Here is a 17,450-nt window from a genome sequence, read left to right on the forward strand (position 1 = left end):
CAGAGGGCCCACTCCGTATGACGTCCCGGCCGTTGTCACCGCCGTCCGGTGGTCAGCCCCCAGCCGTACGGGAACAGGGGGTCGTAGTTCGCGTCACCGACGTTGATCGGCTCCTGGGCGAGCGTGCGCGGCCAGGTGACCGGCAGCTTCCCGGTGAACGGACGGGCGCCGAACAGCACGTCGGCGACGCCCGCTCCCTCACTGCCGGGCAGCCACGATGCGACGAGCGCGTCGATCTGGCCGAGCAGGTCGGGCGGGATGATCAGCGGCCTACCCGACACGACGAGCACCGTGCAGGTGGCCGCGGCCGAGCAGACGGTGCGGATGGCGGCCTGGTCGGCTGCCGAGAGCTGCATCGTCTGGATGCCGTTCGGCGCCCATGCGGGGCCGTTCACGTCGCCAGGCCCCTCGGCGTACGGCGTCTCGCCGACCACCACGACACCGTTGGCGCCCGCGGGGACCGGAGCCGAGGCGTCCTGGCTGTAGGTCACCGGCGCGTCGGTGGCCGCGTCGATGGCAGCCCGGATCGTGGTGCCCGGGATGACCCCGGTGGGGCTGCCCTGCCACGTGAGGGTCCAGCCACCGGCCTGGTTGCCGATGTTGTCGGCGTTGCTGCCGGCCACGTAGACCGGTGCCTGCTTCGACAGCGGGAGCGTGCGGTCGTGGTTGGTGAGCAGGACCTGCGACTCGGCGACGGCCTGCCGCGCGACGGCCCGGTGTGCCGGGCTGCCGATCGTGTTCATCAGGCTGCGGTCGGTGAACGGGTGCTCGAAGAGGCCGAGGTCGAACTTCACGGTCAGGATCCGGCGTACGGCGTCGTCGATCCGGCTCATCGGCACCGCGCCGCTGTTCACCAGCTGCGTGAGCGTCTGGATGAACTGGGGGTAGCCGACCGTGTCACCGGAGAACGGCTCCATGAACATGTCGATGCCCGCGTTCACCGAGACCTCGACCTGGTCGGTGTAGGTGCCCGGCAGCTGGTGGATGGCCCTCCAGTCGGAGATGACCAGGCCCTTGAAGCCGAACGCGTGCTTGAGGACGCCGGTGATGAGCTCCTTGTTGGCGCTCATCTTGATCGGGTTCCCGAGCCCGTCCTCGGTCCAGTCGACGCTCGAGAAGGACGGCATGACCGAGCCGACGTGGTGCTTGCGGATCGCGTCCGGGTAGGGCGAGAGCGCGAGCTTGGCGAACTCGGCGCGCGAGACCTCGTCGATGCCCTGGTCGATCGGGTAGTCGTTGGCGTCGTCCGGGGTGTCCTTGTAGGTCGTCAGGCCGTCGCCGGCGTAGTGCTTCGCGGTCGCCAGGACGTGGTCGCGCTGGTCCATCTGACCCTTGCGGCCCTGGAGCCCGTCGATGATGGTCTCCATCCTGCGCACCAGCGCCGGGCTCTCGCCGAAGGACTCGTAGGTGCGCCCCCACCGGTCGTCGCGCGCGACGCAGACGCACGGCGCGAACGCCCACTGCGGGCCGGACGCCCGGGTCTCGATCGCGGTGATGTGACCGATCTTCTCGGCGAGCTTCGCGTCACGCGACGCGCCGAGCCCGATGTTGTGCGGGAAGACGGTGGCGCCCAGGAGGTTGCCGTGCCCGTGCACGGAGTCGACGCCGTAGAGCAGCGGGATCCCCAGCCGGGTCTTCAGTGCCTCCCGTTGGAAGCCGTCGACCATGTCGGCCCACGCCGCGGGCGTGTTGGCCGCCGGCACCGAGCCGCCGCCCGAGAGCACGCTGCCGAGGCCGAGCCGACTGATCTGGGTCGGATCATCGGTCACGTCGGCACGCTCGGCCTGCGCCATCTGCCCGATCTTCTCGGCCAGGGTCATCCGGCCGAGCAGGTCCGCGACGCGGAGCTTGGTGGGGAGCTTGGCGTTCAGGTACGCCGGCGAGTGACCGCCGGCGTGGCCGTGGTGACTGCCGTGTGACCCGGCGTCGCGTGCGTGGCCGGCGTCCGCCGACGGCGCGTTGAGGAATGCGATACCGAGGGTCGCCGCCGTGGCGGCGCTGACGACGGCCAGCCTGCTGCGGCGTGGCCGTGGACCCTGACCGGACCGATGGTGGGCGTGCTGCAAAGACACCACGTGAGCCTCCTCCCGAGATGGCCCGACGCCTCGGCTCAGAGGACACCGGGGCGCGATAACCGCGCCCGACCACCTTGTGACCCGCGTCTGAGCCAGGTCAACCGTTACGCGTCCGTAACTTCTGGGAGCGCTCCCGATCGGCTCAGAGCCGGTCCAGGAGCCAGGACGGGCTGAGCACGGTGGCGACCCCTGCGACGTTGGCCTGCAGGGCACGGTCGGCTGTGACCACCGCGACCCGGTCACCCCGCTCGGCAGCGGCCCGCGCCTCGGCGACGATCGTCGAGTCTCCGTCGCGGGCGGCGTGGACGGTGCGGACGTGGGCGTCACGCCCGGCCCTGGCGCCCGACTTGGCCTGCCCCTCGAGGACGAGCACGACCACGTCGTACTCGACGTCGGCGACGAGGAGCGCCTCGTGCAGCCGGCGCGCGGCCCCCGCCCGGTCCTTCCACCAGCCGTCCGGGCGGGCACCCACGACGTTGGCGGCATCGACGACGAGGACGCTGGACACGCACCGGACCCTAGCCGCGCCGTGCTGGACGCACGACCATGGGGCCATGAGGTTCACCGACGCGCAGCTCGTCTATCTCCGGTCGCAGATGCTCGGCCGTCTGGCCACCGTCGGGCCCGACGGTGGGCCGCAGAACAACCCGGTCGGCTTCCGGGTGGACGACGAGCACCGCATCCTGGTCGGCGGCCGGCGCATGGGCGCGACCCGGAAGTTCCGCAACGTCGCCCGCCATCCGCAGGTGGCGTTCGTCGTGGACGACCTCGCGTCCGTGAACCCGTGGCGGCCGCGGATGCTCGAGATCCGCGGCACCGCCGAGGCGCTGACGGACGTCGAGCCGTTCGGCCCGGGCTACTCGCGCGAGGTCATCCGCATCACTGCGCAGAAGGTGTTCGCCTTCGGGCTGGAGTGAGCGGGCCCCTCCCCAACTGTCACCGTGACACTTTGCGCGGTGGGTGACACTTCGCAGGTATCACCCGTCGCTCCAACCATCACGGTGACAGTTGGGTTGGCATGCACTCGGGCACGCACTCGGGCGGGCACGCGCGCGGGCGGGCGGGCACGCGCGGGCCACCCGGTCACTTCAGGTACTTGGAGAAGTCCTTCGGGAGGTTCAGCTGCGCGGCGGCCGCCTCGTAGTCGACCTCCTGGCCGCCCGGGTTGCCGAACGGGTTGGCTGCGGCGGCCGGCTTCTTGTCGACGGCTGCCGCCTCGGCCGCGGCCTTCGCGGGGTTGCCCGACCGGCGGGCGCCCTTGCCCTTCTTCGCCTTCGCCTGCTGCTTGGCGCCGGCACGCTTCCCGAACGCCGCACCCGGCGCGCCCGGCATGCCGGGCATCCCGCCGCCGGAGGCGAGCTGACGCATCATCCGGGCCGCCTCGCCGAAGCGGTCGATGAGCTGGTTGACGTCGGACACGGTCCGCCCGGCACCGCGCGCGATGCGGGAGCGGCGCGAGCCGTCGATGATCTTCGGGTCCGCCCGCTCGCCGGGCGTCATCGACTGGATGATCGCCTGGATCCGGTCGATCTCACGCTCGTCGAAGTTGGCGAGCTGCTCGCGGAACTGGCCCATGCCGGGCAGCATCCCCATCAGCTTCGACATCGAGCCGAGCTTGCGCAGCTGCTGCATCTGCTGGAGGAAGTCGTCGAGGGTGAAGTCGCCCGACGCCACCTTCTCCGCCGCCTTGGCCGCCTCGTCGGCGTCGAACGCCTTCTCGGCCTGCTCGATCAGGGTGAGCATGTCGCCCATGTCGAGGATCCGGCCGGCCATCCGGTCGGGGTGGAACAGGTCGAAGTCGGTCATCTTCTCGCCGTTGGAGGCGAAGATGACCGGCTTGCCGGTGAGGCTGACGATCGACAGCGCGGCACCGCCACGGGCGTCGCCGTCGAGCTTGGTGAGGACGACGCCGTCGTACCCGACCCCGTCGAGGAAGGCCTGCGCGGTCGTGACCGCGTCCTGGCCGATCATCGCGTCGACGACGAAGAGGACCTCGTCGGGCTGGACCGCGTCGCGGATGTCCGCGGCCTGCTTCATCATGTCGGCGTCGACGCCGAGGCGTCCGGCGGTGTCGACGATGACGACGTCGTGGAGGGTGCGCTTCGCCTCCTCGACCGAGGCGCGGGCGACGGCGACCGGGTCGCCGACGCCGTTGCCGGGCTCGGGCGCGAAGACGGGTACGCCGACCCGCCCGCCGTTGACCTGGAGCTGGTTGACCGCGTTCGGGCGCTGCAGGTCGCACGCCACCAGCAGCGGCGACTTGCCCTGCTCCTTGAGCCAGAGGGCGAGCTTGGCCGCGAGGGTCGTCTTGCCGGCGCCCTGGAGGCCCGCGAGCATGATGACGGTCGGACCGGTCTTGGCGTAGCGCAGCCGACGGGTCTCGCCGCCCAGGATCGTGACGAGCTCGTCGTTGACGATCTTGACGACCTGCTGGGCGGGGTTGAGCGCCTGCGAGACCTCGGCGCCGCGGGCGCGCTCCTTGACGGCCGCGACGAACTCGCGGACGACCGGCAGCGCGACGTCGGCCTCGAGCAGCGCGATGCGGATCTCGCGCGCGGTGGCGTCGATGTCGGCCTCGGAGAGCCGCCCCTTCCCCCGCAGGTTCTTGAAGGTGTCGGCGAGCCGGTCGGAGAGCGTGGCGAACAAGATCTGTGTCCTCGGATCAGGCGGTTGGATCGAAGCCCAAGACTAGACGGGTTCCCCTGAAAGAGCCGCACGGACGGCATGGGCGGCCTGCGCGGCCCGCTCGTCGCCCAGCACCCCGGCCGACGCCTCCTGCAGGTAGAACACGTCGACGGCCTGCGGTCCGAGGGTGTCGACGTGTGCGGAGCGGACGGCGACGTCGAGCCGTGCCAGCGCGGCGCAGACGAGGTAGACCACCCCCGGCCGGTCGGTGGCGCGCACCTCGAGCACGGTGGCCTGCGTGGACGCCTCGGGCCGTACGGCGACGCTCGGGGCGAGCGTGGTGGTGTCGGACGGCCGCAGCCGGCTGGCCGGGTCGATCCGCCGCTCGCTGATCGCCTCGTAGCGCTCACGCAGCACCGCCGGATCGAGCGGCTCCTCGTCGAGCTCCCAGACCGAGACGCCGTACGACTCCTGCGCCCAGGCCCGCGCCGCGCGGACCCTGAGCCGCTGCATCGCGAAGGTGGCGGCGATGTCGGCGAGCAGGCCGACCCGGTCGCGGGCGATCACGGTCACGCGGGTGCCGTCGGCCACGGGCGACACGTCGAAGGACGCCTCTCCCTTGCGGCGGACCTGCCTCGGCACGGCCATCTCCTCCACCACGAGCGGCGGCAGGGCCGCGCCCGTGTCGAGCGCCACCCGGGCCCGGCGGGCCAGGTCGCGGATCAGCGAGGCGCGCCACGACGACCACGCCTTCGGGCTGGTCGCCCGGGCGTCGGCCTCGGTCAGCGCGACGAGCAGGTCGAGCGCCGCCGGGTCGGTGACGTGGGCCCGGACCGCCTCGACGGTGCCGGGGTCGTCGGGGTCACGGGTCGTGGCGACGGCGGCGAGCAGCAGGTGCCAGCGCACCAGCGTCTCGACCAGGTCGACGGCGGCCGGCTCGAAGCCCATCCGGGTCGCGATCTCGCGGGCGATGGGCGCACCCGCCACGCTGTGCTCGGTGAGGCTGCCCTTGCCGATGTCGTGCAGGAGGGCCGCCACCATCAGCACGTCGGGGCGCGCCACCGCACGGATCAGCGTGGATGCCTCGATGCAGGTCTCCACGACGTGCCGGTCGACGGTGAACCGGTGGATGACGGATGCGTGGGGCAGCAGCCGGATCCGCTCCCACTCGGGCAGCAGGTGGTCGACGGCACCCGTCTCGTCGAGCGTCTCCCACACCGAGCGCAGGCCGTGGCCCGAGGCCAGCAGCCGGACGAACAGACGACGTGCCTCCGGCGGCCAGGGCACCGGGAGCGGCGCGGCCTCCCGCGCGAGCCTCGCCGCGGTCGGCGGCGCCAGCACGACGTCGCGCTCGGCGGCCAGCGCCGCGGCACGGAGGAGGAGCAGCGGGTCCTCGGCCGGCTTCGCGCCCGGCGCGAGCACGACCTCGCCTCCGGACAGGGCGACGCCCGGCCCGAGGGGCGTCAGCTCCGGCCGACGCGGCCGGACACCGGCGGGCCGGTCGATGAGGGCGTCGACCCGCCGCCAGGTGAGGCCGGAGAGGTGGGTGATGCGGCGTCCGATGCCGCGGACCCGGGCCTGGGCGGCGCGCTCGTCCGGCAGGCCGAGCCGCTCGGCGAGCTCGCGCCACATCTCGGGGGCGACCCGGTCGGTCGCCCGCGCGGCGATGCCGTGCACGTGGTCGCGCACGTCGAGCAGGTCCTGGCGGCGCGGCTCGAGGTCGGTGTGCGGCACGTCCACCAGCCACGTCGCGACCAGCGCCTTGAGGATCGTCGCGTCCCGCAGGCCACCGGCCGCCTCCTTGAGGTCGGGGACGCTCACGTGCGCGAGCTCGCCGAGCAGCTCGTGACGCTGCCGGACCATCGTGCGCAGCCCCGGGAGCCGCTCGCGCGCGTGCCGGCGCCAGTTCGCCAGCATGGTCGTGCGCAGTCGCAGGGTCAGGTTCGGGTCGCCTGCGAGATGGCGTACGTCGAGCAGCCCGAGCGCCACGCGGACGTCACCGTCGGCCGCCGACACCATCTCGGGCAGCGACCTCAGTGAGTGGTCGAGGTTGGCCCCGGAGTCCCAGAGGGGATACCAGAGCTTCGTCGGGGTCTCCCCCAGGTCGACGCCCTCGTCGTGCACGAGGACGACGTCGAGATCGGAGTACGGCGCCAGCTCGCCGCGGCCGTAGCCGCCGACCGCGACGAGTGCCGCTCCCTGCGCGGGGCCGGCCGAGGCGTCGTACGCCTGCAGGCAGAGGGCGTCGGCCGCAGCCGTCCGTCGGGCACGCTCGACGGCGGTCACGGGACGACGACCCTCTGCCGGTGGGAGATCAGAGCGCCGCGTCGTCGCGGTCGCCGGTGCGGACGCGCACGACGCCCTCGATGGCGGCCACCCAGACCTTGCCGTCGCCGATGCGGCCCGTCCCCGCGCTCCGGACGATCGTGTCGACGACCGTGTCGGCGTCACCGTCCGGCACGACGATCTCGATGCGGATCTTCGGGACGAGCGCGACGTCGTACTCGGCACCCCGGTAGACCTCGGTGTGGCCCTTCTGACGGCCGTAGCCGCTGACCTCGCTGACGGTCATGCCGGTCACGCCGACGGACTCGAGGGCGACGCGGACGTCCTCCCACTTGTGCGGCTTGATGACCGCGGTGACGAGCTTCATGGTTCTCCTCACGATCCTTCCCCGCGTCCGCGGGGCCAGGTGGCGACCTGTGCGCCGCCGATTGTGCCGGATGCGGCCACGACCCGGCCCCCGTAGGAGCCGGGTCGTGTCCGTTGTGGTCAGAGTGCGGCAGCGTCTCGATCCCCGGTGCGGACCCGCACGACGCTCTCGATCGGGCTGACCCAGACCTTGCCGTCGCCGATCCTGCCGGTCTGCGCCGTCTTGACGATGATGCCGACCACGTCGAGGGCGTCGCCGTCCTCGACCACGATCTCGATCCGGATCTTGGGGACGAGCGCGATGTCGTACTCGGCGCCGCGGTAGACCTCGGTGTGGCCCTTCTGACGGCCGTAGCCGCTGACCTCGCTGACGGTCATCCCGGTGACGCCGAACGTCTCGAGCGCCTCGCGGACGTCCTCCCACTTGTGCGGCTTGATGACCGCGGTCACGAGCTTCACGCGAGGACCCCCGTCCCGCCGGCCAGGTCGTACGCCGACTCGCCGTGCTGGTCGCCGTCGATGCCGTCGACCTCGGCCTCCTCGGTGACGCGCCACCCGATCGTGACCTTGATGGCGACCGCGATGCCGGCCGTCAGGACGCCGGTCCACACGATGGTGAACAGCGCTGCCAGGATCTGGTCGCCGAGGGACGCGAGCCCGCCGCCGTAGAACAGGCCGTCGATGCCGCCGGGGGCCGACGAGCTGGACAGGAAGCCGATCAGCAGCGTGCCGACGAGGCCTCCGACGAGGTGGACGCCGACGACGTCGAGCGAGTCGTCGTACCCGAGCTTGTACTTGAGGCCGACGGCCAGCGCACAGAGCGCGCCCGCGACAACACCGACGATGATCGCGCCGGTGAGCGTGACGGCCCCGCAGGCCGGGGTGATCGCGACGAGGCCGGCGACGACGCCCGACGCGGCACCCAGCGACGTGGCCTTGCCGTGCACGAGCCGCTCCACGAGCAGCCACGCGAGCATCGCGGCCGCGGTCGCGATCGTGGTGTTGAGGAAGGTGACGCCGGTCTCCGACATGAACTGCTTGACGTTGTCGGCCTCGGTCTTGCCCGTGAAGACGATCGAGCCGACGTTGAAGCCGTACCAGCCGAACCACAGCATCCCGGCGCCGATCATCGTGAGCGTCAGGTTGTGCGGCCGCATCGGCTCACGGCCGAAGCCGATCCGCTTGCCGATGACGAGCACCAGCACAAGGCCGGCGATGCCCGCGTTGATGTGCACGACGGTGCCGCCCGCGTAGTCCTGCGGGACCGTCGAGCCGCCGCTGAGCTTGTCGGCCAGCCAGCCGCCACCCCAGACGTTGTGCGCGACCGGGAAGTAGCAGAGCGTCAGCCACACCGGGATGAAGACCACCCAGGCGAGCATCCGGACGCGGTCGGCGATCGCACCGCTGATCAGGGCGACCGTGATGGCCGCGAACGTCAGCTGGAAGATGACGAAGATGTAGTTGGCCGAGGTCACCCCGTCCAGCCCCCACATGGTGAACGGGTCGGCGATCAGCTTGCCGTTGCCGTTGCCGACGCCGTCGGCACCCCATCCCTCCGACCATCCCCACAGCACCATCACGATGCTCGCGATGCCGAACGCGACGAACGACATCATCATCATGTTGAGCACCGACTTGGACCGCGTCATGCCGCCGTAGAACAGGGCAAGCGCGGGCACGGTCATCACCAGCACCAGGGCTGTCGCCACCAGCATGAAGGCGTAGTAGCCGTCCACAGAACCTCCAGAAAGACTTTCCGACGGCGAGTGGTCGGCCCGGCCCGGACCCTCGCCCTATCTGCGGATCACCTTCATGCGCGGAGGTTTCGATGCGCGCCACCCGATGTTTCGGGGGTGTAACAGATCCGAGCGCTTGTGACGCCCGCATTACGCCCACCTGTCGACGGTGGGCGCAGAGCGCTACCGGCCGGCGTGCAGCTCGTGCGCGATGGCGACGAGGTCCTTGGCACGCGCGTCGAACGAGTGCTCGCGCCGGACCTTGGCTGCCAGCAGGCGGCGCGCGGCATCGTCACCGAAGACCGCGTCGGGGTCGGGCAGGGACGCCAGCCTGCGCAGGTCGTCCACCGACCGGTAGACCTGGACGGAGTCGCCGAAGAGCTCGTCCAACCCGTCGATCTCGTCGGTGACGACCCTCGCGCCGCTGGCCACCGCGTCGAACAGCCGGTTGGAGACGAAGCCCTCGCGCCTCATGTCCGTCCAGTGGTCGTTGAGGACGATCCCGGCGCGACGGTACGCCGCGGCGAGCTCGCTGTTGTCGACGTACGACGATCGATGCACGTCCGGCGGCAGCAGACCGTCCCAACCGGAGCCGTGGACGGCGACGTCCAGGCCCGCCTCGATCGCGTCGTGGACGACCGCGCGCACCCGGCCGTCGGTGCTGCCGATGAAGACGAGCCGCTCCCCCGTGTCCGGGACGGCGGCGTCGGGATGGAACCGCTCGGGATCGGTCGCCTGCAGCAGCGGGTCGATCCGCACACCCCACTCATGGCTGCGCTCGGCGGCCCAGCAGGTGCTCGCGGCGACGACCCGGTCGTACTGGCGCACCTCCTCGAGCGTCACGCGGTCGGGGTGCGAGATCACCCAGGCGATCGTGACCTGCTCCGGGGTCGGTCGCAGCGGGAGCCGGCCGCGCAGGAGCAGTGCGACGTCGTCGTGTCGCGACGTCGCGCGCTCGAACTCGCCGCGGCGATCGATGACGACGTCCTCGCCCAGCCTGCGCAGCGCCACGGCGAGCGAGTCCGCGAAGTGGGTGTCCCCCCACGAGTCGCCGGCGGCACCCGACAAGGCGGGGTTCTTGATCGCCCAGCGCAAGGGACGCGGGTCCGCTCGGAAGCGGAGCTCATGGACGAGGACCGGCTCGGGCACGAGCAGCCGACGCTCCTGCTTGGGGTTGCGGCGGCGAACCTCGTGGCCCATGACCCGATAGCCCGCCGAGGCCCACAGCGCACCGTCGTCACGGGGCTCGTCGCGCCCGTGCCACCGCTCGAGGTAGAGCTCCCGGTTGGCGAGGTAGCGGGCGTAGCGACCCGGGGTCCGCGACTCGTGGTGGACCACGGGCTGCTCGGGCAGCACGCGGAAGTGACCGGGCCTCAGCTCTGCGAGCCGGCGACAGAGGTCGACGTCCTCCATGCCGTTGACGTAGCCCGGGTCGAAGCCTCGCAGCGCGACCGCGTCGGAGTAGCGGATCGTCAGCGCCGCGCCGGTCAGGGCGTGCAGCCGCTGCCCCGCGATGCCCGCCGCGTCCTCGGCCGGGAAGCCCTGCAGCAGCTGGTGCGGGAGGCCGCCGGTGGTCGGGAAGGCGACCCCGGCCGACTGCACGGCGCCCGTCGGGTACACGAGCAGCGGCTGGACGCCGAGCACCTCGGTGTCGCGCAGAGCCTCCACCAGCGGAGGAAGCCAACCTGGAGGGACCGTCGTGTCGTTGTTGAGGAAGACGACCACCGAGCCCCGTGCGTGCGGCAGGGCGAGGTTGTTGCCGAGCGCGAAGCCCAGGTTCGTCTCGCTGCGCAGCAGCCTGACCGCGCCGGAGCGCAACGGCAGTGCGTCCAGGGCAGCCGCCACCTCGGGACGCGACCCGTTGTCCCAGACGAGACAGTCGATGCCGACCCCGTCGACGCCGTCGGACGCGACGACCGCATCGACCGCGGCGAACGTCATCACGAAGTCGTCGTACGTCGGGATGATGACCGAGACGACCGCGTCGTCCTGCTCGCGTCCGGCCAGCTCGTCCCAGGCGACCCCGTCGTTGAGATCGCCGGCGTCCGTCTCGACGGCGGCCGCGCCACGTCGGCGCACGGCCTCCTGACGTCGCGCGACGAGCCAGGCGGTCAGGTCGCCGGCGAGCCAGTCGTTCGCCGGGAGACCGGCCGCCGCCCCGACCTGGACGTAGTGCGCCGTCGGACCACCGGGATGCGTGGCCGCCTCCGGCGTGCGCAGCACGTAGCCGGCGGCGTCGAACAGCGGATGCGTCGCGGTGCCGTAGGCCTGCCGACGCAGGTAGAAGGTCAGCGGGTCACCGTCGCCCAGTCGGCTCAGCCGCGACTGGGTCCACTGCGACCGCACGAAGGTCGGATCGAAGAGGGGGTGCGGCTGCAGCCCCCGCGCGACGCCCTCGGCGAGGTAGTGGCGCACCGCGGCAGTGCCGCGCAGAGGCCGACCTGCCTGTGCCGCGTACCAGTCGGCGTCGAAGAGCGGGCTCTCGAGCAGCAGCCGCTCGGCCGCGGACGGCCTCTGCGACCGGAGTCGGCGGGCGGCCCTGCCCACGATGCCTGCCATGTCCGGCGCGCTCAGCCCAGCAACGCGTCGACGAACGCCTCGGCGCTGAACGGCGCGAGGTCGTCGGGCCCCTCGCCCAGGCCGACCAGCTTCACGGGCACACCGAGCTCGCGCTGCACCTGCACGACGATGCCTCCCTTGGCCGAGCCGTCGAGCTTGGTGAGCACGATGCCGCTCACGGCGACGACCTCGGAGAACACGCGAGCCTGGACGAGGCCGTTCTGACCGGTCGTGGCGTCGAGCACGAGCAGGACCTCGGTCACGGGCGCCTGCTTCTCGACGACGCGCTTGACCTTCCCGAGCTCGTCCATCAGTCCTTGCTTGTTCTGCAACCGTCCGGCGGTGTCGACGATGACGGTGTCGATCGCACGCTCCACACCCGACTTCACGGCCTCGAAAGCCACGCTGGCGGGATCACCGCCCTCCGGACCCCTGACGACCTCGACGCCGACCCGCTCGCCCCACGTCGCGAGCTGGTCGACCGCAGCGGCACGGAAGGTGTCGGCGGCGCCGAGCACGACGCTGCGGTCCTCGGCGACGAGGATGCGGGCGATCTTGCCGACCGTCGTGGTCTTGCCGGCCCCGTTGACGCCCACGACGAGGACCACCCCGGGCTTGCCGTCGGAGCCGGTCACCTGGAGTCGCCGGTCCATGTCGGGGTCGACGAGGGCGACCAGCTCCTCACGCAGGATCGCGCGCGGATCCGCGTGTCCCTCCACCCGGAGCCGGGTGCGGAGTCGCTCGACGAGCTCCTGCGTGGGCTGTACGCCGACGTCGGCGGTGATCAGCACGTCCTCGATCGACTCCCAGGTGTCCTCGTCGAGTCGGTCGCGGCTGAGCAGCGCCAGCAGACCCCGTCCCAGGCCGCTCTGCGAGCCGGCGAGCCTCTGGCGCAGACGAACCAGGCGCGACGCCGTGCCCTCAGGTCGCTCGCGGACCGGCGCCGCGGGCTCCTCCACCGGCGCTGGGAGCGTGTCGACGGACGCCTCCGGGGGCGTCGCCTCCCGGTCGGCCGTCGGCCGCGGCGCCGGCGGCGCGACGGGCGTCCGCCTGCGCCGTGGGGTGGCCACGAGGGCGATGCCCGCGATCGCCACCAGGACGACGGCCAGCACGATGATGAGGAGCAGCAGCGTCATGGCCTCAATCCAACCAGAGGGTGTCACCCGCCCTCTGCACCACCATGTCGATCAGGAGTGCAGGGACCAGGCCTTCTGGTCGTCGCCGTCGAGGACCGGCGCCACGTCGGCTGCCCGCTCCATCGCGTCACCCAGCCACGGGACGCCGGGCACCGACTCGCCGCGGTGGGGGAAGGCTGCGAAGACGAGCACGAGCGCTGCCAGCGCGAGGATCGCGAGCATCGAGATCATGATGAGGAGCACGGGGAAGTCCCTCCGAGTGGGGATGCGGATCTGCTCACTACCCTGCCACACAGGGGACGAAGGTCCCGACATCCGGGACCCGTGCGCGTCGGCGCCTCAGGCCGACTCGACCTCGCGCAGCCGCTGCGAGATGACCGTGGAGACCCCGTCGCCGCGCATGGTGACGCCGTAGAGGGCGTCGCCGACCTCCATGGTCCGCTTCTGGTGGGTGATGACGAGGAGCTGGGAGTTCTCCCGGAGCTCCTCGTAGATCTCCAGGAGCCGGCCGAGGTTGGTGTCGTCGAGCGCGGCCTCGACCTCGTCCAGGATGTAGAAGGGGCTGGGACGCGCTTTGAAGAGCGCGACCAGGAACGCGACGGCGACCAGCGACCGCTCGCCGCCCGAGAGCAGGGAGAGCCGCTTGACCTTCTTGCCCGGCGGACGCGCCTCGACCTCCACGCCGGTCGTGAGCATGTCGCTCGGGTCGGTGAGGATCAGACGCCCCTCACCACCGGGGAAGAGCCGCTTGAAGACGTGGTCGAACGCCCTCTCGACGTCGGCGTACGCCTCCGTGAAGACCTGTTCCACGCGGGCGTCGACCTCCTTGACGATGTCGAGCAGGTCGCGGCGGGTGTTGCGCAGGTCCTCGAGCTGCTCGGTGAGGAACTGGTGCCGCTCCTCCATCGCGGCGAACTCCTCGAGCGCGAGCGGGTTGACCCGCCCCAGCATGGAGAGGGCGCGCTCAGCGTTGCGGAGCCGCTTCTGCTGCTCCTCGCGCACGTAGGGCACAGGCTCCGGCTCGGGATCGTCCTCGGTCGCGGCGACGGGCACCGGCTGGTCCGGGCCGTACTCCGCTGCGAGCGTCTCCGCGTCGAGTCCGAGCTCGGCGAGCGCCCTCTCCTCGAGCTGCTCGATCCGCATCCGCTGCTGGGCGCGCGCCATCTCGTCGCGGTGGACCGAGCTGACCAGCTCCTCGAGCTCGACGCCGAGCTGGCGCAGCGTCGCACGTACGCCGAGCAGCTCCTGCTCCCGTCCGCTCCTGGCCTGCTCGACGGCGGTCCGAGCCTGAGCCGCCCGGGCGATCGACTCCTCGAGCCGGACGAGGACGTGTCCGACCGCGGTGCCGACCGCCTTCGCAGCCCGGCCCTCGCGAAGGAGGCGCTCGCGCCGCTCGATCGCCTTGGCCCGTGCCTCCCGCTCGGAGGCTGCCGCGCGGAGCAGGCTGTCGGCGCGTCCGTGGATGGCGCGCGCACGCTCCTCCGAGGTGCGCAGCGACAACCGCGCCTCGGTCTCCACCTGGCGAGCGTCGCGGGCCGCCTCGGCGAGCCGGTCCCGGTCGTCGGTGGACGGCTCCTCCTCCCCCGCGTCCTCAGCGCCGGCGAGGCGAGCCTCGAGCTCGGCGAGCCCGGCGACTGCCTGCTCGCGCGAGTCCAGGGCCTGCGCGATCGCCTGGTCCAGCCGGTCGGCCTCGCCACGGGCGGCACGGGCCTGCGCGCCGTACTGCCCGAGCTCCTCGGCGACCGCGGCGAGCGTCGCGTCCGACTCGTGCAGCTTGGCCAGGGCGACGTCCACCCGCTTGTGCGCGTCGAGGCGCTCGGCCTCCAGACGGGAGGCCTCGAACGTCAGCCGCTCCGACGCGGCGACGGCCTCGGCGAGCTGGGTCGTCGCCTCGTCGACTGCGGCCTGGATCTCGATCAGGCTCTGCTGCGCACTCGAGCCGCCCGAGGCGAAGTGGCTCCCCAGCAGGTCTCCCTCACGAGTCACCGCGGTGACGTCCGGCAGGCGGGCGATCAGCGCCCGGGCGGCGGCGAGGTCGTCCACGACGGCGACCTTGAAGAGCAGCCGTGCGAGCGCGGGCCGGATGGTCTCAGGACACTCGACGACGTCCACGGCGTAGGCGACACCGGCGCCCGGAAGCGTCGGCCAGTCGCGCGCATCGGCAGGCGCTCCGCCGAGCAGCATCCCCGCGCGACCGAGGTCGTCGGCCTTGAGCAGGTCGATGGCCCCGATGGCGGCGTCTGCGTCGGTGACGGCCACAGCGTCGGCCGCGTTGCCGAGGGCCGCGGCGACGGCGGCCTCGTAGCCCACCTTCACGCTGAGCACCGCGGCGACGGAGCCGATCAGGCCGGAGACGCGGTCGGTGGCCGCGAGCAGCGCGCCGGCGCCGTCCTTGCGGGCGAGGCCGAGCTCGAGCGCGTCCTTGCGGGCGCCCAGCGCGGACCGGTCGCGGTCGGCCTGGGCCGCCTCCACCCGGAGCTTGGCGAGCCGTGCCTCGACGTCGTCGAGGACGGCCGACGCGGCCTCGTGCTCCGCGTCGAGCCCCTCCTCGCCGGCGTCGAGGCCGGCGACCTTGGTCTCCAACGCGGTGAAGTCGCGCTGCGCGCGGTCGGCCCGCGCCTTGGCCTCCTCCCGCGCGAGGGTCAGACGCCCGACCTCCTCGTCGGCGGCGGCCGCCCTGGACTTGAGCGCGTTGACCTGGCCGTGCAGTCGCGCCAAGCCTTCGCGGCGGTCGGCTGCGGCCCGGTGCAGAGCGGCCACGCGGCGCTCCTCCTCCGCGGCAGCATCCTCGGCTCCTCGGCGGGCGTTGACCGCCTCCTCCAGCGCGGTCCGGTGCGTCTCGACCTCAGCGTCGGTCGCGCGCTCCTGCTCCCGCACCCGTGCCGCCTCGGCCTCCAGCTGCTCGGGGTCACGCCCGTGCTCGACCTCCGGCACCGACGTCGCGTTGCGCACGCGCTCCGCTGCGAGCGACTGCGTCCCACGCAGGCGCTCGCGCAGCCCGCTGAGCCCGAACCAGGTCTCCTGCGCCTTCGCGAGCGCCGGCAGGTCCTCGCGCAACGCGGCCTCGAGTGCCGCCTCGTTCTCGCGAGCGGTCGCGACGGCGCCCTCGACCTCCGCCCGGCGTGACAGGAGCTCCGACTCGTCGGCGAGCTCCTGCTCGAGCGCGGTGCGGGCCGTGACCATGTCGTCAGCGAGCAGCCGCGCCCTGGCGTCGCGCACGTCGGCCTGGACCGTCTGAGCCTGCCGGGCGACCTCCGCCTGCCGGCCGAGCGGCTTGAGCTGGCGCCGGATCTCGCTGAGCAGGTCGCTGAGCCGGGTCAGGTTGCCCTCGGTCGAGTCGAGCTTCCGCAGCGCCTTCTCCTTGCGCTTGCGGTGCTTGAGCACGCCGGCCGCCTCCTCGACGAAGCCCCTGCGCTCCTCGGGCGTCGCGCGCAGGATCGTGTCGAGCTGGCCCTGGCCGACGATGACGTGCATCTCGCGGCCGATGCCGGAGTCGCTGAGCAGGTCCTGCACGTCGAGCAGCCGGCAGGACTGTCCGTTGATCGCGTACTCCGAGCCGCCGGAGCGGAACATGGTGCGGCTGATCGTCACCTCGGCGTACTCGATCGGGAGCGCGCCGTCGGAGTTGTCGATCGTGAGGACGACCTCGGCCCGGCCCAGGGGCGGACGCCCGGAGGTGCCCGCGAAGATGACGTCCTCCATCTTGCCGCCGCGCAGCGACTTCGCTCCCTGCTCGCCCATGACCCAGGCCAGCGCGTCGACGACGTTGGACTTGCCGGAGCCGTTGGGGCCCACGATGCACGTGATGCCGGGCTCGAGCTGGAGCGTCGTCGAGGACGCGAAGGACTTGAACCCCTTCAGGGTCAGGCTCTTCAGGTACACGCGGGCTCCCTCATCGGATCTCCCGCCACGGCGCAGGTGGCGGCTGTCGAGCGGACACGAAGCCCTGATGGTCTCAGGCGGCGTCGCGGGGGAAGCTCAGCGGGTCACAGGCTACCTGGAGGCGCCGACGATCGGCGGGAGGTCACTCCGAACGACGCGCGAGTGCCTTGAGCCCCTCGACCATGATCTCGACGGCGAAGCCGACCCGGTCGTCGCCGCTCCCGGACGTCATCACGCCGGCGAGTGAGCTGAGCAGCGGGAACTCCTGCGGCGACAGCGCGGCGAAGTGGTCGCGTACGGCGGCCACGACCGCCTCCTCGCCATAGGGCTCCCCGTCCTCCGCGGCCGTCGCGGCCCGCATCCGCCACACGTCCTCCTCGATCGCGACCGCGCCCATGTAGAGCGCGAACATGTCGCACGCCCAGGCGGCGAGCTGGTCGGGGACACCGCCGGCACGGCACAACGCCATCACGCCCTCGGCGTTGCGCAGGGCGGCCGGGGAGGTCGGGATCATCGCCAGCGTCGCCCGGGCGACACCGGGGTGCGCGCGGTAGACCGTCAACATGTCGAGCAGCGCCTGCTTGAGCTGCTCGTCCCACCGCTCCGGGTCGGGCTCGGGCATGGGGAACTCGCCGGCGACCCGCTCGATGAGGAGCTGGTCGAGCTCGTCACGGTTGGCGACGTGGGCGTAGAGGGAGGCGGGACCCGTGCCGAGCTCCTTCGCGATCGAGCGCATGCTCACCGCGTCGTACCCCTTCTCCTGCATCTGGGCGAGCGCCACGTCG

General features: G+C 72.2%; 13 protein-coding genes. 1 reads left to right on the forward strand and 12 read right to left on the reverse strand.

Going from position 1 to position 17,450, the window contains the following annotated elements:
• Positions 1 to 35 precede the first annotated feature (35 nt).
• On the reverse strand, positions 36 to 2,075 hold the full coding sequence (locus ABD205_RS11860; RefSeq protein WP_344045043.1) for a glycoside hydrolase family 3 protein: 2,040 nt from the start codon (positions 2,073 to 2,075) through the stop codon (positions 36 to 38).
• Positions 2,076 to 2,217: 142 nt separating this feature from the next.
• The gene (locus ABD205_RS11865) at positions 2,218 to 2,583 is read right to left on the reverse strand and encodes a hypothetical protein (protein ID WP_344045044.1); all 366 of its coding nucleotides are present in this window, start codon (positions 2,581 to 2,583) and stop codon (positions 2,218 to 2,220) included.
• A 46-nt stretch (positions 2,584 to 2,629) separates the two neighbouring features.
• Between ABD205_RS11865 and ABD205_RS11870 the strand changes: the two genes are divergently transcribed.
• Positions 2,630 to 2,992: a PPOX class F420-dependent oxidoreductase gene (locus tag ABD205_RS11870; protein WP_344045045.1), complete on the forward strand. Its 363-nt coding sequence runs from the start codon at positions 2,630 to 2,632 to the stop codon at positions 2,990 to 2,992.
• A 166-nt stretch (positions 2,993 to 3,158) separates the two neighbouring features.
• Here the strand turns inward: ABD205_RS11870 and ffh are convergent, their stop codons facing one another.
• The 10 genes from ffh to ABD205_RS11920 form a co-directional block, all read right to left on the reverse strand.
• Positions 3,159 to 4,721 (reverse strand): signal recognition particle protein, encoded by a 1,563-nt coding sequence (ffh, locus tag ABD205_RS11875; RefSeq protein ID WP_344045046.1) that lies wholly within the window; start codon positions 4,719 to 4,721, stop codon positions 3,159 to 3,161.
• Positions 4,722 to 4,763: 42 nt separating this feature from the next.
• Positions 4,764 to 6,986, reverse strand: coding sequence for a [protein-PII] uridylyltransferase (locus ABD205_RS11880; protein WP_344045047.1), 2,223 nt, complete (start codon positions 6,984 to 6,986; stop codon positions 4,764 to 4,766).
• A gap of 28 nt (positions 6,987 to 7,014) precedes the next feature.
• A complete protein-coding gene (locus tag ABD205_RS11885; RefSeq protein ID WP_344045048.1) occupies positions 7,015 to 7,353 on the reverse strand; it encodes a P-II family nitrogen regulator in 339 nt (112 codons plus the stop codon).
• Between the two features lie 119 nt (positions 7,354 to 7,472).
• A complete protein-coding gene (locus ABD205_RS11890) occupies positions 7,473 to 7,811 on the reverse strand; it encodes a P-II family nitrogen regulator (RefSeq protein WP_344045049.1) in 339 nt (112 codons plus the stop codon).
• Complete coding sequence (locus tag ABD205_RS11895; RefSeq protein ID WP_344045050.1) at positions 7,808 to 9,088, reverse strand: ammonium transporter; 1,281 nt, start codon at positions 9,086 to 9,088, stop codon at positions 7,808 to 7,810. Before ABD205_RS11895 ends, ABD205_RS11890 begins: the two co-directional genes overlap by 4 nt.
• Positions 9,089 to 9,271: 183 nt before the next feature.
• A complete protein-coding gene (locus tag ABD205_RS11900; protein ID WP_344045051.1) occupies positions 9,272 to 11,647 on the reverse strand; it encodes a glycosyltransferase family protein in 2,376 nt (791 codons plus the stop codon).
• Between the two features lie 11 nt (positions 11,648 to 11,658).
• Complete coding sequence (gene ftsY / locus ABD205_RS11905; RefSeq protein WP_344045052.1) at positions 11,659 to 12,783, reverse strand: signal recognition particle-docking protein FtsY; 1,125 nt, start codon at positions 12,781 to 12,783, stop codon at positions 11,659 to 11,661.
• A 51-nt stretch (positions 12,784 to 12,834) separates the two neighbouring features.
• On the reverse strand, positions 12,835 to 13,026 hold the full coding sequence (locus tag ABD205_RS11910; RefSeq protein WP_344045053.1) for a hypothetical protein: 192 nt from the start codon (positions 13,024 to 13,026) through the stop codon (positions 12,835 to 12,837).
• Between the two features lie 96 nt (positions 13,027 to 13,122).
• Positions 13,123 to 16,665, reverse strand: a complete 3,543-nt coding sequence (gene smc, locus ABD205_RS11915) for a chromosome segregation protein SMC (RefSeq protein WP_344045054.1) — start codon at positions 16,663 to 16,665, stop codon at positions 13,123 to 13,125.
• Between the two features lie 142 nt (positions 16,666 to 16,807).
• On the reverse strand, positions 16,808 to 17,450 hold a 643-nt coding region (locus ABD205_RS11920), incomplete at its 5' end, for a TetR/AcrR family transcriptional regulator (protein WP_344045055.1).

Source organism: Nocardioides panacihumi, from assembly GCF_039530925.1.
Classification (GTDB): domain Bacteria; phylum Actinomycetota; class Actinomycetes; order Propionibacteriales; family Nocardioidaceae; genus Nocardioides; species Nocardioides panacihumi.